10 protein-coding genes are annotated in these 13,727 nt (G+C 56.5%); 2 read left to right on the forward strand and 8 right to left on the reverse strand.

The features are described 5' to 3' along the window. Positions 1–4: 4 nt before the first annotated feature. The 6 genes from iolD to IT971_RS14505 all read right to left on the reverse strand — a co-directional run bounded on the left by iolD (position 5) and on the right by IT971_RS14505 (position 7,656). The gene (gene iolD / locus IT971_RS14480) at positions 5–1,834 is read right to left on the reverse strand and encodes a 3D-(3,5/4)-trihydroxycyclohexane-1,2-dione acylhydrolase (decyclizing) (RefSeq protein ID WP_063095540.1); all 1,830 of its coding nucleotides are present in this window, start codon (positions 1,832–1,834) and stop codon (positions 5–7) included. Continuing rightward, positions 1,831–3,744, reverse strand: a complete 1,914-nt coding sequence (iolC, locus tag IT971_RS14485; RefSeq protein WP_063095539.1) for a 5-dehydro-2-deoxygluconokinase — start codon at positions 3,742–3,744, stop codon at positions 1,831–1,833. The genes iolD and iolC overlap by 4 nt, the downstream gene beginning before the upstream one ends. Continuing rightward, positions 3,744–4,523 (reverse strand): ATP-binding cassette domain-containing protein, encoded by a 780-nt coding sequence (locus tag IT971_RS14490; protein WP_063095537.1) that lies wholly within the window; start codon positions 4,521–4,523, stop codon positions 3,744–3,746. Before IT971_RS14490 ends, iolC begins: the two co-directional genes overlap by 1 nt. Beyond that, complete coding sequence (locus IT971_RS14495) at positions 4,523–5,620, reverse strand: ABC transporter permease (RefSeq protein WP_007090674.1); 1,098 nt, start codon at positions 5,618–5,620, stop codon at positions 4,523–4,525. Before IT971_RS14495 ends, IT971_RS14490 begins: the two co-directional genes overlap by 1 nt. Positions 5,621–5,695: 75 nt before the next feature. Further along, the gene (locus tag IT971_RS14500; protein ID WP_063095535.1) at positions 5,696–6,637 is read right to left on the reverse strand and encodes a sugar ABC transporter substrate-binding protein; all 942 of its coding nucleotides are present in this window, start codon (positions 6,635–6,637) and stop codon (positions 5,696–5,698) included. Positions 6,638–6,831: 194 nt separating this feature from the next. After that, complete coding sequence (locus IT971_RS14505; RefSeq protein ID WP_063095533.1) at positions 6,832–7,656, reverse strand: MurR/RpiR family transcriptional regulator; 825 nt, start codon at positions 7,654–7,656, stop codon at positions 6,832–6,834. A 109-nt stretch (positions 7,657–7,765) separates the two neighbouring features. On the opposite strand from IT971_RS14505, the gene IT971_RS14510 reads away from it, so the two are divergent. Continuing rightward, entirely contained in the window at positions 7,766–8,893 is a 1,128-nt protein-coding gene (locus tag IT971_RS14510; RefSeq protein WP_063095531.1) for a Gfo/Idh/MocA family protein, read from the forward strand. A gap of 314 nt (positions 8,894–9,207) precedes the next feature. Here IT971_RS14510 and IT971_RS14515 read toward each other — a convergent pair whose 3' ends face one another. Then, entirely contained in the window at positions 9,208–11,676 is a 2,469-nt protein-coding gene (locus tag IT971_RS14515) for a hypothetical protein (protein ID WP_063095529.1), read from the reverse strand. A gap of 3 nt (positions 11,677–11,679) precedes the next feature. Beyond that, positions 11,680–12,510, reverse strand: coding sequence for a 5-dehydro-4-deoxy-D-glucuronate isomerase (kduI, locus tag IT971_RS14520; protein WP_037992780.1), 831 nt, complete (start codon positions 12,508–12,510; stop codon positions 11,680–11,682). 192 nt (positions 12,511–12,702) lie between these two features. Between kduI and IT971_RS14525 the strand changes: the two genes are divergently transcribed. Further along, positions 12,703–13,725: a LacI family DNA-binding transcriptional regulator gene (locus IT971_RS14525; RefSeq protein WP_063095527.1), complete on the forward strand. Its 1,023-nt coding sequence runs from the start codon at positions 12,703–12,705 to the stop codon at positions 13,723–13,725. Positions 13,726–13,727: the final 2 nt, after the last annotated feature.

Genomic DNA, 13,727 nt, shown 5'->3' on the forward strand with positions numbered 1-13,727 from the left:
TTTCTTAATCTCCGGGGCGCTGTTGTTTAAGCGCAGCTTCGTAATTTTTGCGGGCTTCGTTCACTGTTGGCCGCACCGAAACTTCCGGCACGGCAACATCCCACCAATGACCACCGGCGTCGGTGCTTGGCAGGGGATCGGTATCAATGACAATGGCGTATGACCGGTCGGCCTTGCGCGCACGTTCCATCGCCGCTTCCAGTTCGCTGATCGACGATACCTTTTCGGCAATCGCCCCCATCGATCCGGCATGGGCGGTGAAATCAATCGCGGACGGCACCACATGGCGTGCGGTATCCAGAAGGTTGTTGAAACTCTCCCCACCCGTCGCCATCTGCAACCGGTTGATACAGCCATAACCACGGTTATCAAGGATCACGGTGATGATCTTGTGGCCCAGCATCACACTGGTCGCCAGTTCGGAATTCATCATCATGTATGACCCGTCACCGACCATCACGACGACCTCGCGGTCGGGCTGTGCCATCTTGACCCCAAGCCCGCCGGCAATTTCATATCCCATGCAGGAAAAGCCGTATTCAACGTGATAACCGTTGGGTTTTGCCGCCTTCCAAAGCTTGTGCAGCTCGCCGGGCAGACCACCCGCCGCACAAACCACAATCGCATCGTCATCAACACTGCGCTGAACCGCACCAATCACCTGCGCATCGGTCGGAAGGGCATTGCCCGTTGGTGTTGCCGTCACCTTGTCCACCGCCGCAATCCAATCGGATTTAAGCCCGGCATCAATCGCCGGTGCCCGGTAATCGCCCAGCATGTTGCCAATTTCGGCAAGGGTGATTTTGGCATCCCCCGTCACCGCAATCGCATTATGTTTGGCCGCGTCATAGGCCGCGACATTGATCGACAGAATGCGCCGATCCGGATGCTTGAAAAGGGCCCAGCTGCCGGTGGTGAAATCCTGCAACCGTGTCCCGACCGCAATGATCAGATCGGCATTTTCGGCAATCGCATTGGCACTGCTTGCCCCCGTGACACCAATGGAACCAAGGTTAAGATCATCATCCCACGGCATGGACGATTTACCCGCCTGCGTTTCCCCAACCGGAATATTGTGACGATGGGCGAACTCGGCCAGGGCATCGCAGGCACCTGCATAATGCACTCCGCCACCGGCAATGATCATTGGCTGTTTGGCAGCCTTGATCGCCGCCACCGCCGCGTCAAGCTGATCCAGATCGGCGCGCGGACGCTGGGTTTTCCAGATTTTGGTCTCAAAGAAACTTTCGGGCCAGTCAAAGGCTTCTGCCTGCACATCCTGACAGAATGCCAATGTCACCGGGCCGCAATCAGCCGGATCGGTCAATGTCGCCATGGCGCGTGGCAGGGCGGTCAAAAGCTGCTCGGCGCGCATGATGCGGTCAAAATAACGGCTGACCGGCTTGAAACAGTCATTGGCCGAAATCGTGCCATCGCCGAAATCCTCGACCTGCTGCAACACCGGGTCGGGGGCGCGATTGGCAAACACATCGCCGGGCACAAACAGGACCGGCAGGCGGTTGACATGCGCCAATGCGGCGGCCGTGACCATATTGGTCGCGCCGGGCCCGATCGATGTCGTGACCGTCATGGCACGTTTGCGGTTTGATGCCTTGGCATAGGCAATGGCGGCATGCGCCATGCCCTGTTCGTTATGGCCGCGCCAGGTCGGGAAATCATCGCCAATACCGTGCAATGCCTCGCCCATTCCGGCGACATTGCCATGACCGAAAATCGCCCAGCACCCGCCGAAAAACGGTACACCGTCTTCGTTCTGCTGTTTGCTCAGATACCGCACCATCGCCTGGGCGGCGGTTAATCGAACGGTTTTCATGCCGCTCCTCCCGATTTTTTGCGCGCCGCATCCCATGTGGTGCAAAGCGCGCGATATTTTTCCGCCATCTGTGTAACGGCTGTTTGATCGTCAATGTTACCCGCAAGCCAGTCGCGTGCAACCCCGGCAAAGATCGTCCGCCCGACGGCAAAGCCCCTGACCATGTCATGCTTGGCCGCAACCTCGAAACTTGCCACCAGTTCGGCTTCGGGCGCTTCAAGACCCAGAACGACGATGCCCCGGCAATAAGGATCATGGCGCGAAATCATGTCACAGGCATGACGCCATGCCGCGTCCGATTTCATCGGTTCCAGCTTCCACCAATCGGGATAAACCCCGATCTCATAGAACCGCTCGATGATTTTCGCCGTCGTCTGATCATCACAGGCCGCAACCTTTGACGGGATGATTTCCAACAGGAATTCAAGCCGGTTGGCCCGTGCCCCATCCGCCAGCCGCTTGATGGTTTCTTCCTGATCTTCCTTCATCGCCGCGTCATCATCGGGGTGATAGAAACACAGCACCTTGACGACATGCTCGACCGGCCATTCGGCAAGCTTGCTTCCGATATCCGGGCCAATTTCCAATCGTAACGGACGCGATCCCGGCAATTCAACCGGCCGCCCGATCCAAAGCCCGGTGCCAGCCGCGGCATAAAGCGCATCACGGCCAAGGCGCGGTTCGCACAGGATGCCATAACCCGGCTTATCACCCGCCACATCGCGCACCGAACGCAGGCAAAGCTCCTTGAACGGCCCGATCCGGTCGCGCGAAACGCCAACCTCATCGGCCAGGTCTTCAAGCTGCATGCGGTGATCAAAGGCAAAAACCCGCATTTCCGGCCAGTCACCCATCCGGTTGGTCGACCAATGGATCTGCTCCAGCTCCGCATCATGACGCAGCGACGGGTTCTTGATCCCCCGATCAAAGAAGAACTGCAATTCGTCCCAGCTTGGATAAGCCGGCGTACAGCCATGCCGCGACACGGCAAACGCGCCGCACGCATTGGCATATTTAAGCGACGTTTCCCAGTCCTGATCCGTCAGCCACCCCTTAAGCAGGCCGGACATAAACCCATCACCCGCGCCCAAAACGTTAAACACCTCGACCGGAAAACCGGGGCCGGAAATACCGTCATCAAGCTTCGCGCCAATCTTGCCGGTAAAGGCAACCGCCCCCATCGGCCCGCGCTTGCACACCAGTGTCGCGTTCGACGTAACCCGCACATTTTCAAGCGCCTCAAGCGTATCGGTCGTGCCACCGGCAATGTGAAACTCTTCCTCGGTCCCGACGATCAGGTCAAAAAGATGCAATGTCGCTTGCAGTTCCTTGGTCACCTTGTCCGATGCAATGAAGCGGTTTTCACCATCCCCATGCCCCGACAATCCCCAAAGATTGGGCCGGTAATCAATATCAAGGGCCGTTTTGGCCCCGTTTTCCCGCGCCAGTTTCAATGCCTTCAGCACGGCCGCCCGGGTGCGCGGATGCGATAAATGCGTCCCCGTCACCGTGACGCACCGCGCATCGGCAATAAATTCGGGATCAATATCATCCTCGCACAGCGCCATATCGGCACAGTTTTCCCGATAGAAAATCAACGGAAACTGTTCCTGATCGCGCACGCCCAGAAGGACAAGGGCGGTCAGACGTTCCGGATCGGTGACAACACCACGGACATCGACACCCTCGGCCAGCAACTGTTCGCGGATGAAACGCCCCATGTGCTCGTCGCCCACCCGCGTGATCAGGGCCGATTTCAGGCCAAGCCGCGCGGTGCCACACGCCATATTGGTCGGTGATCCGCCGATATATTTGTTAAAGGATGCCATATCCTCAAGTCGGCCGCCGATCTGCGCCCCGTAAAGATCAACCGATGATCGTCCGATGGTAATGACATCAAGCTTTTTCATCAGATCGTCCCCCCAAGCGACCCTTCAAGCTCGGCCAGTTCCTGACCGCCCGCCATCAGATCCTGCAATTCTTCGGGTTTGATATCACCGCGCTTTGCCGTGCCATGTGTCTGGCCACGGTTCAAAACCGTGAAACGGTCGCCCACCGCCATGGCATGGCGCACGTTATGGGTAATGAAAATCACCCCGATGCCCGATTTGCGCACCCTGTCGATGGTCGCAAGGACATTGGATGTCTGCCGCACGCCAAGGGCGGATGTCGGTTCATCCAGAATAAGCACCTTGGCCCCGAAATAGACCGCGCGCGCAATCGCCACCGTCTGCCGTTCGCCCCCCGAAAGGGTGCCGACGGCCTGTTCCGGCTCGCGCAGATTAATCCCCATGCGCGCCATTTCGTTCAGTGTGACGGAATTGGCGTGATCGAAATCGATCCATTTGAACGGGCCGAAACTTTTGCGCGGTTCACGCCCCATCCAGAAATTGCGCGTCACCGACATCAACGGGATCATCGCCAGATCCTGATAAACCGTTGCAATGCCGCTTTCCATGGCGTCACGCGGGCTTTCAAAAACGACGTCCTTGCCGCCAACCCTCATCGTTCCCTTGGTCGGTTTATGGACCCCCGACATGGTTTTGATAAAGGTCGACTTGCCCGCCCCGTTATCGCCCAGCAGACAATGGCATTCGCCTTCCATCACATCGAACGACACCCCGCCCAGCGCAATCACCGGACCAAAATGCTTTTCGATATTGTTCATTTCAATCAATGGCGTGCTCATCACCGTTCTCCCGTGATCATGCGGCGGATATAGGTGTTCATGATGACGGCAAGGATCAGGATACCGCCCAGGAACACACGGAACAGCGAACTTTCAGCCCCGGCAAAGAAAAGCCCCTGCTGAACCACACCGAAAATCAGCGCGCCAAGTGCTGCCCCGATGACCGATCCATATCCCCCGGTCAGAAGCGCCCCGCCGATCACCACACAGATGATCGCTTCAAATTCTTTCAAAAGTCCGCGGTCTGCAGCGGCCGAACCGAATTCCATCACCTGACAGGTGGCGAAAACCGTGGCACAGAACGCGGTAAACATGAACATCAGGATTTTGACCCGATTGACCGGCACGCCGACATAACGTGCGGCTTGCGCATCCCCGCCGGATGCAAAAATCCAGTTCCCAAACCGGGTTTTGGTCAAAAGCCAGTGCCCGAAAATCACCAGCACCACCGCCCAGACCACCAGCATCGGCAGGCCTTCGACAACCGGCTGCCCCTCGCGCGAACCACGCGTAAAGGTATCAAGCAGTCCAAGATCGGCAAACCACTGGAACAGGTCCTTGAAAATCACGCCGCCAAACAGAAATGCCAGCGGATCACCCTCTGCGGCTTCCTTGACCCCGCCAATAATCGTCTGGCGCGTGGTCAGGATGGATAACCAGATCGTCAAACCGCGCAGGATATAAAGAAATGCAAGGGTGACGATAAAGCTCGGCAACCCGGTCTTGATCACAAGGAACCCGTTTAACGCGCCAAGCCCGACACAAATGACAAAGGCCGCAATGATCGACAGCCACACCGGCCATCCCAGATGGACCGACAGGATGGCAATCACCACCCCGGCAAAACCGATCATCGATCCGACCGACAGATCAAATTCGCCGGCAATCATCAAAAGGCAGGCACCAACCGCAATAATGGCAAACTGCGCAGAAACCACGCCCCAGTTCTGCACCCCTTCGGGCGAGAACATGCCGCTATCGCCCGCGATCATGAAGAAGAAAACAAAGACCAGGATCGTGCCGCAAATAGCACCCAGTTCCGGTCGGATCATGGCACGTCGAAGGGTTGAGACTTGCTTGAGCCGCTCGTCCGTCATGACATCACTCTTTTATCTGGCAGGTGAGTTTTGCCAGGGGGCGGCACGCTGCCCACCCCCTGACGGGAGGAATGCTTAACGGAATTCGCCAGCGTATTTTTCAACAAGCGCGATATTGTCCTTGGTGATGAAACCGGGACCGGAATTGATGTTGCCGGACGGCAGAACACCATATCGTGCATAGTTGGTCAGGATAACGACCGGCAGATACCCCTGAAGGTAAGGCTGCTGATCAATGGCGAAATTGATCTCGCCCTTTTTGATCGCTTCGGCGATTTCGCTGGAAAGATCGAACGTGCCAAACATGATCTGACCGGCAAGACCGGCATCACGAACGGCGGCCAGGGTCGGATGGGCCGAATTCGGGCCAAGTGTCAGGATCGCATCGACATCCTTGTTGGTATTCAGATAGGCCGCGACCTTGTTCTTCACTTCCGACGGATCCATGCCGCTATCGATCATCTGGCTGCCAAGCTCGACGCCAAGCGCATCGGCAAAGCCACGGCAACGCTCAACCGATGCCGGGTTGGTGATGTAATGGTTCACACAGACAAATGATTTCGCACCGGCGGCTGCGGCACGTTTGCCCGCCCCGAAACCGGCATCATATTCCGGCTGACCAACATGCATCAGCGCACCAAGCTCGGCCGACTGTTCAACGGTGCCGGAATTGATGGTGATCACCGGAATACCGCGATCAACCGCATCCATGATCGGGCCTTTAAGCACGTTGAAATCGGCGATGGTGACAATGATGCCATCCGGGTTGGTGGCCGCTGCCTGCTCGACAATACGGGCCATATCGGCCAGATCGCCGGTCGGCGGGTTGCGGTAATCAACCGTGACTTCCATCTGGTCGCCTGCGACCTTGATGGCATTCTTGATGGTGTTCCACCAGCTGTCCGAGTCCGGTGCATGGCTGATCAGAACGAATTTTTCGTCTTCTGCCGAAGCAGTCCCGGTAAATCCGGCAAAGGCAATGGCAGCGGCCGCAATTGCGGTCAAAGTCTTCTTCATCGTTAGCCTCCCTAGTGGCTTTGAAACGGGGCCGCATTTTGCGCCCCGATGCGTCGACTGAATGTTCAGTGAACGGTCCGGCCTGTGATTTCTTAAGGCGTCACTTTTTACCGGGCCTCGCTTCGGGGTCAGGTACCCCGAATTCGATGAATGGAATTTTTATTCCATTTTTATTTTGATGCAACAAATTTTTTCTATTCGCTTGCCCGATCCCGTTTTGCCCCAATCGCCACCGCCAACGAAATCGCCAGCGAAAGCGTGGCCGACAGCGCCCTGAAGGCCCCGACATCGACTTCGGACACCGCAAGGGTCAGGGCGTCAATCCGCCGAAGCGGACTTGTCATCGTATCGGTAATCGCAACAACCGGGTTGCCGAGTCCCCGTGCATAGGCCGCCAGATCGATGGTTTCCTGCGAATAGGGGGCAAAGGTAATGGCAATCATCACATCGCCCTTGCGAATGGCATGACGCGGGTTAAGCTTCCCCACCCCGTCATGCAAAACCGCCGGGATGTCCATCTTTTCAAACGCATAGGATAAATAACTCGCCACCGGAAAGGCGCGTCTGAACCCGACAATATGGATCATCGGGGCAGCCGCCAGCACATTGACCGCTTCTTCAAGCAATCCGGCATCAATCGACGACGCCAGATTTTCAAGCGACAGCCGCCCGGCCTCGACAAACTCCGCCAAAAGCGCACTGGGGCTATCGGCCCCGCTTGCCCGAAGATTTTCCAATCGCGTCGCGTAATCGGGCCATTTCTGGGCATAGGTTTCGCGAAACATTTTCTGCATTTCGGAAAATCCCGAAAAGCCCAGCAACTGGCAAAACCGCATGAAGGCCGATGGTTGCACCCCCGCCCCGGCGGACAGTTCCGCCACGGTCGAAACCGCAATACGGTCTGTATTCTGGGCGACAAATTCGGCGCATTGCCTCAATCTTTTGGGCATTGCCTCCGATATTTCAGCCAGCCGATGATTGAATTCTTCAAGCGAGACCGGCGCGGTTTGTTCCGTCATGGCGTACGGGTTTCCTGTTTTTGTTTTTGCTTGACGCTGGATGTATTCCATGATCATCCATTTTATAGAATAAAAATTCTATTTTGATACAGACAGGGAGTCCAGCGAAATGGCATCCATCGGTATTGGCCTTATCGGCACCGGTTTCATGGGCAAGGCGCATGCGCTTGCATTTGGCGCGGTTCGCGCCGTGATGGGCGATGTCCCTGATGTCCGTCTTGAACTGCTCTGTGATACCCCGGCGGACAAGGCCAGAACCATGGCCGATCAGTTCGGCTTTGCGCGTGCCACCGATGACTGGAAGGCCCTGATTGCCGATCCGGCGGTCGATATCGTATCGATCACCACCCCCAATATGCTGCATTTTGACATGGCGCTGGCCGCAATTGCGGCGGGCAAGCATGTCTATTGCGAAAAGCCGCTGGCCCTGACGCTTGATCAGGCGCGTGCGATGCGCGATGCGGCGCGCAAGGCCGGGGTGAAAACCATGGTCGGCTATAATTACATCAAAAACCCCGCCTTTACCCATGCCTGCAAACTGGTGCGCGAGGGTGCGATTGGCGACATTGTGCATTTTCGCGGCTGGGTGGACGAGGATTATCAGGCCAACCCCGAACTCCCCTGGACCTGGCGCAGCACGATTGCCGACGCTGGTTTGGGCGCACTTGGCGATCTGGGATGTCATCTGGTTTCGATGACCTATGGCCTTGTTGGCCCGATCGACAGTCTGATTGCCGATATGCAGACGGTCCATGAAACCCGCCCGCTGGCCGATGGGGCGGGCCGGGCAAAGGTCGAAAACGAAGATACCGCAACCGCCCTTGTCCGCTTTGCCAATGGCGCACAGGGCAGCATTTCAACCTCCCGCTCCGCCTGGGGGCGCAAAAACCGGCTGGCATGGGAAGTCCACGGCACAAAGGGCATGCTGTGCTTTGATCAGGAACGGCTGAACGAATTGCAGCTTTACCGCAACGAAGGCCCGACCGCCAAACAGGGCTTCACCACCATCCTGACCGGCCCGGAACATCCGCCTTATGGCAATTTCTGTCCGGCACCGGGCCATCAGCTTGGCTTTAACGACCTCAAGGTCATCGAAGCCGCCGCCCTTCTGCGCGCCATCCGCGACAATCACGCTGCCTATCCGGGCTTTGACGATGCGTTTGAATTCGAAAAGGTCATCCACGCGGTTGCCCTGTCGGCCCGCGAAGAACGGCGTGTAAAAATCGACGACCTTTAACGCACGGCATTATCGGAAGGGCTCAAGCGTCCGACATATGTTCGGGCTTGCCCTTCCACTTGGCAAAAAGCACCAATATCCCCGCCCTCTGCTGTGCTTTTGATTTTGCAGGCATGGTTTCCATCCTTCTTTGGTGTGTTTCACACCCCAAACGGTCGGCGCTTCCCAAAGATGCCCTATAAACAGCCAAGCAACATGCGCAAGACAGGCTGCAATTTGACCGTCAATACGCCACCGATAATGAAAAGGCCGGAACAGCATTTCTGCTATTCCGGCCTTCATCATTCAGGAGCCGACGGGAGGTCTCGGCTCCCTCAGTGAACCAGCGGCAATTCCTTGCGGTCGCCCTCAAGCGTCCATTCCATTGGATTAAGAGCACGGCCCTCGGCCGATACGACGCCGTTTTGATGGAACAACACCGCGCCATATTGCGCATCTTCGATACGATATGTGCCATCGGTATCAACATGAACATCAAGCGCATGGCTATTGGCAAATTTCGCCAAATCACCGGCATGTCCCAGTCGAACAACCCATATCCCATCACGCCCCGCAAGACGCAATTCATGCCCGGCCGACCCGCCCGTTTGCACAAGCTCCAAAGGTCCCGACGCCGATATAAGCAACGCACCCTCGCCCGAACGTGCCGACGCCCGATATCCATCGACATGCCATTCATCAAACGCCAATGTCGGGAACCATGCATGGGTAAAATCAGGTTGCGGTGCCACACCTTCAAACCGGACAATCGCCAGATCACGATATTGCTGAACGCGTGGAACACTTGCCGATCCGCCCCAGAAGGACGGGCGACCAAAACCGGATTGAACAATTTCGCCGGGATGGTTGATGAATATCTGTGCGCCCGGTTCGCGACCGATCCGCGCCTGAAGAAGCGTTTCCTGATATCCCCAGTCCCGCCAGCGATAAAGGGCGGCACTTCCCATCGCGGTTTCACTGGTTTTGTAATGATACAATCGGCAAAACGCATTTTCGCCCTGCCAGAAAGTCCATTCCTGCGCGGTATCGCGTTTCTCCCAGCAGGCAATGTCGGCAAGATCAGGCAATTCAAGCCCATGATCACGCAACGCCAAAGCCATCTGGGCCAGGCAATTCACATGCGCCCCAAACTGCCCTTTGCCCCACAACAATCTGGCAAGACCGTTCAGTTCCAAAGTATCGGCGACGCAAAGTGAATGCTCGTAACTTCGGCCCTGCGCCCCGGTAATGACGCCGTGATGCGCCGAATTGGCAATCATGGTGATCAGTCGGGTAATGGCCCCAGATGCCCGTTTCCGAATGACTTCGTCGGGTGCAAGCGCAAACAGGGCCGCCAGCCCTTTAAGATCAATCGGGAAATAGGTTCCGGAATTGAATTCCGCCATTTCGGCCGCTTCGAAATGATCGAACCACGCCATCAGGCGCTCATAACCGGCCTGTTTCTGTGCGGTGCCATTCCTATCTGCGCGCCGGAAATGTGACTGCGGCAACAGGTTCCCTGCCAGATAGGCAGAAGTATGGAACAACAATGCATGGTTTTCCGAGAAATACCACTGAACATCGTTGCCCGGCTCATCCATCCAGTAACGGAATTCAAGAATAGCGGCATCGATACGCGCGACCAAAGATGCAGGGAGCCGATCCGCAAACACAATGCGCGTCCACAAAAGCGGAACCAGCGCAAAATCAGCACAGTCATAACACTGCTCGATCCCCGGCAAAGCCGTGTTGATGATTGCCTCGGCACGCGCCAACGCCACCTCATCCCCGACGGCCGCACAGGCAAGTGCGGTTTCGGTATCGGTTTCACCGTTCTTTGCAATCCATGCAAGGCTTTCGGCAATGCGCGCCTCAAGGTTTTCCGGTGCTGGCCCGGTTACAGAACGCCAACTGACTTCCGCACCAAGCCGCGCTTCGGATGCAAAATCGCCGCACTGGAACGCAAATCCGAAATACCGGTAATCTGCCGGAAAATCGTTCGACGATGCCAGACGCACGCGATCTGCCCCCGCGGGAATTTCAAACGTCACATCATCATGATCATGCGACATGAAATGACCGGCAACCCTGACCCGGCCGCGAACCTTGTCAGGAAACGGCACAGGCATGACAAGCCAGATATCATCACTGTCATAGAATTTACGATCAAGATGCATGGCATCAACAGCCGCCTCGACCGCAGATACGGCGTCAGGTTCCGCCGGAAAACAATTCCCCGCCTCTGCCTTTGGGCCGTCAATCCAGACAAGCGCAATACGGATAACCGCATCGCGCTCGCACAGATCTTCAAACTGGACGGCAACCTCGTTGTGGCCCTGTTTCAGATCGGCCTCAAACTCGACCTCGTCCATGGCATTCCGGGTCGCGGGCGAAAGCCACGCAACCGCCCGCCCGTTCACATAAACGCGCGCGGCCCCACAAATACCCAATCGCAACCGCGCAGGGCCTGCATCCATGGCATTGATCGCCGTTCTCGCCCACCCCTGAATATGGGTTGCCCGGAACCAGAACCCCGAAAGATCAAGAAACGGTGATCCACCTGGCAAAATGTTCCTTGCCTTCCGCCAGTCAGGGAACGGCAGTTCGGCAATTTCTTTGCCACGGCGTTCGGCAATATAAGCGGTCCGGCAGGGATAGGTATGCGGGATGAAATTCTTTTCCTTTGTCAGGAAAAAGGTTGAATCCATCTCGCCTTCCATCGGCATATCCGCCACATCATATGCCCGTTCTTCAAGCGACGTGACCTGCCAGTAAGGAACGGATGCTCCGGATTTAAGCAGCATGACTTAACGCAGCTCCTTAATGGCAACCGGCGAAACATCGGTATATTCCTGATTTTCCCCGGTCATGCCCCACACAAAACCATACGGCCCGGTACCGGCCCCCATATGAATGGACCAGGCTGGCGACAGGACGACATCGCCATTTGCCACAACCAGATGACGGGTATTATCCGGGCGCCCCATGAAATGCATAACCCGGTCTTCATCCGAAAGATCGAAATAGCAATAGGCCTCCATGCGGCGCTCATGCAGGTGCGGCGGCATGGTGTTCCAGACCGAACCCTTCGCCGGATCGGTAATGCCCATCAGCAACAGACAGGATGGCGCGACCTCTGGATGAATATACATCGCCAGGGAACGGCGATTGCTTTTCTCGGCATCCCCCATCTCAAGGATTTTCGATTCCGCACGCGTGATCAGACGCGTCGGCACTGAATGCCCCGCCGGGACCGAATTCATATAAAAACGTGCCGGGCTTTTGGCATCATCACTGCCCAGCGAAACGGTTTCAGCACCACGGCCGATATAAAGAACATCGCGGTTTGCAAGCTCATAGCGCGTTCCGTCCACCTCGATCCAGCCCGCGCCGCCAAGGTTTGCAATGCCCATTTCGCGTGCATCAAAGAACAGGTTCGTCCCGACATCTTTGCCATCGCCAAAGCCAAGCGCCTTTTCCCCCGGAACGGCACCACCGACAATCATCCGATCAAAATGAGTATACGCAAAGCTGATCTGACCCGGCACAAAGAGACGCTCGACCATAAAATTCTCGCGCAACTGGGTCGTATTCATTCCATCGATCTGATCGGGACCGGCACCATAGCGTTGTTCCATAGCCACGGGATATCTCCTAAGGATGTTCCTGCACGTTCAGCCACCGTTTGGATCGGTGACGCACTTTATAAATTCGCAGAAGCAGGAAGCTGGCTTCCTGTTCCGCACAGGAAAAAACATCACACCAAGAAATTTTTCGTGCAATATGTAAATAAATTCCACAAACTGATGAGAATCAGGAAAGGGAAAAACATGGCAGTTAGCGGACGCACGAAGATAAGCGACATCGCCTCGCGTCTTGGGGTTTCTACGGCAACCGTATCACGCGCCCTAAGCGGCAATGGCTATGTCCGCGAACATCTCGCCTCCAGAATCCGGGCTGCGGCCATTGAAATGAACTACGCCGTTTCAAGCACCACTGCCGGGCAAAAGGTCCTGATTGTTTCCTCGCAAGAGGCCATGATCGATTTCAAACGCAGCCAGTTCACCATGTATGTTCTCGAAGGGGTTCGCGAACGCGCCGAAAGCCGGGACATCCGCATAGAATCTTACATCTATCAGCCCAATCAACGCTTCGAAGACCTCTACAACGCGGCACAGGCCCCGGATTTGATCGGTCTTTTGCTTGTTTCCGTCGATGATGCGACACTCGATTATGTGCGCGCCTCGGATATGCCTGCCGTCCTGGTCAATGGTGACGATCCGGAAATGCAGCTAAGCTCGGTCACGCCATGCAATCGATCGGCGGCCTCCCTGGCGACCAAACATCTTATCAATCAGGGACACCGCCATATCCTGTTTCTCAATCGCCCCGGCAGGCGCACGATTCAGCGCCGCTTCGAAGGATGGCGCGACGCCATGGCCGAACATTACAATCCCGACTATGTGATTGATATCGACGACTGGACCGCCGAAGCCGCAAGCCAGCGCATTACCGAGGTCATCGAAAGCAACCTTTCTTTCAGCGCCATTGTCGCTGCTGGCGATATCCTGGCTGTCGGCGCTGTTTCCGCCCTGCAAGCCAAGGGCTACAACGTCCCGAAAGATGTTTCTGTGGTCGGCATTGATGGCCTGCCCCAGGGCCAATACATGTCACCTGCGCTGACATCGGTCAAAATTCCGATGCAGACAGTCGGCGCGCTGTCGCTGGATCTGCTGATTGAAACCTGCCGACTGACCAATGCCGATATTGAAATGCCCGCACGCCGGATTGAACTGGCGTGCGAGCTCATTAACCGCGAAAGCGTCGGCCCGCCACCGGCCAAACTACGCTGACA

The sequence above is a fragment of the Thalassospira sp. B30-1 genome, assembly GCF_015767575.1.
GTDB lineage: Bacteria > Pseudomonadota > Alphaproteobacteria > Rhodospirillales > Thalassospiraceae > Thalassospira > Thalassospira xiamenensis.

Coding starts and splice junctions, on each gene's coding strand:
- kduI (WP_037992780.1), bottom strand. CDS start 12,510: ATGGAACAACGCTATGGTGCCGGTCCCGATCAGATCGATGGAATGAAT.
- IT971_RS14490 (WP_063095537.1), bottom strand. CDS start 4,523: ATGAGCACGCCATTGATTGAAATGAACAATATCGAAAAGCATTTTGGT.
- iolD (WP_063095540.1), bottom strand. CDS start 1,834: ATGAAAACCGTTCGATTAACCGCCGCCCAGGCGATGGTGCGGTATCTG.
- IT971_RS14505 (WP_063095533.1), bottom strand. CDS start 7,656: ATGACGGAACAAACCGCGCCGGTCTCGCTTGAAGAATTCAATCATCGG.
- IT971_RS14500 (WP_063095535.1), bottom strand. CDS start 6,637: ATGAAGAAGACTTTGACCGCAATTGCGGCCGCTGCCATTGCCTTTGCC.
- iolC (WP_063095539.1), bottom strand. CDS start 3,744: ATGAAAAAGCTTGATGTCATTACCATCGGACGATCATCGGTTGATCTT.
- IT971_RS14515 (WP_063095529.1), bottom strand. CDS start 11,676: ATGCTGCTTAAATCCGGAGCATCCGTTCCTTACTGGCAGGTCACGTCG.
- IT971_RS14510 (WP_063095531.1), top strand. CDS start 7,766: ATGGCATCCATCGGTATTGGCCTTATCGGCACCGGTTTCATGGGCAAG.
- IT971_RS14495 (WP_007090674.1), bottom strand. CDS start 5,620: ATGACGGACGAGCGGCTCAAGCAAGTCTCAACCCTTCGACGTGCCATG.
- IT971_RS14525 (WP_063095527.1), top strand. CDS start 12,703: ATGGCAGTTAGCGGACGCACGAAGATAAGCGACATCGCCTCGCGTCTT.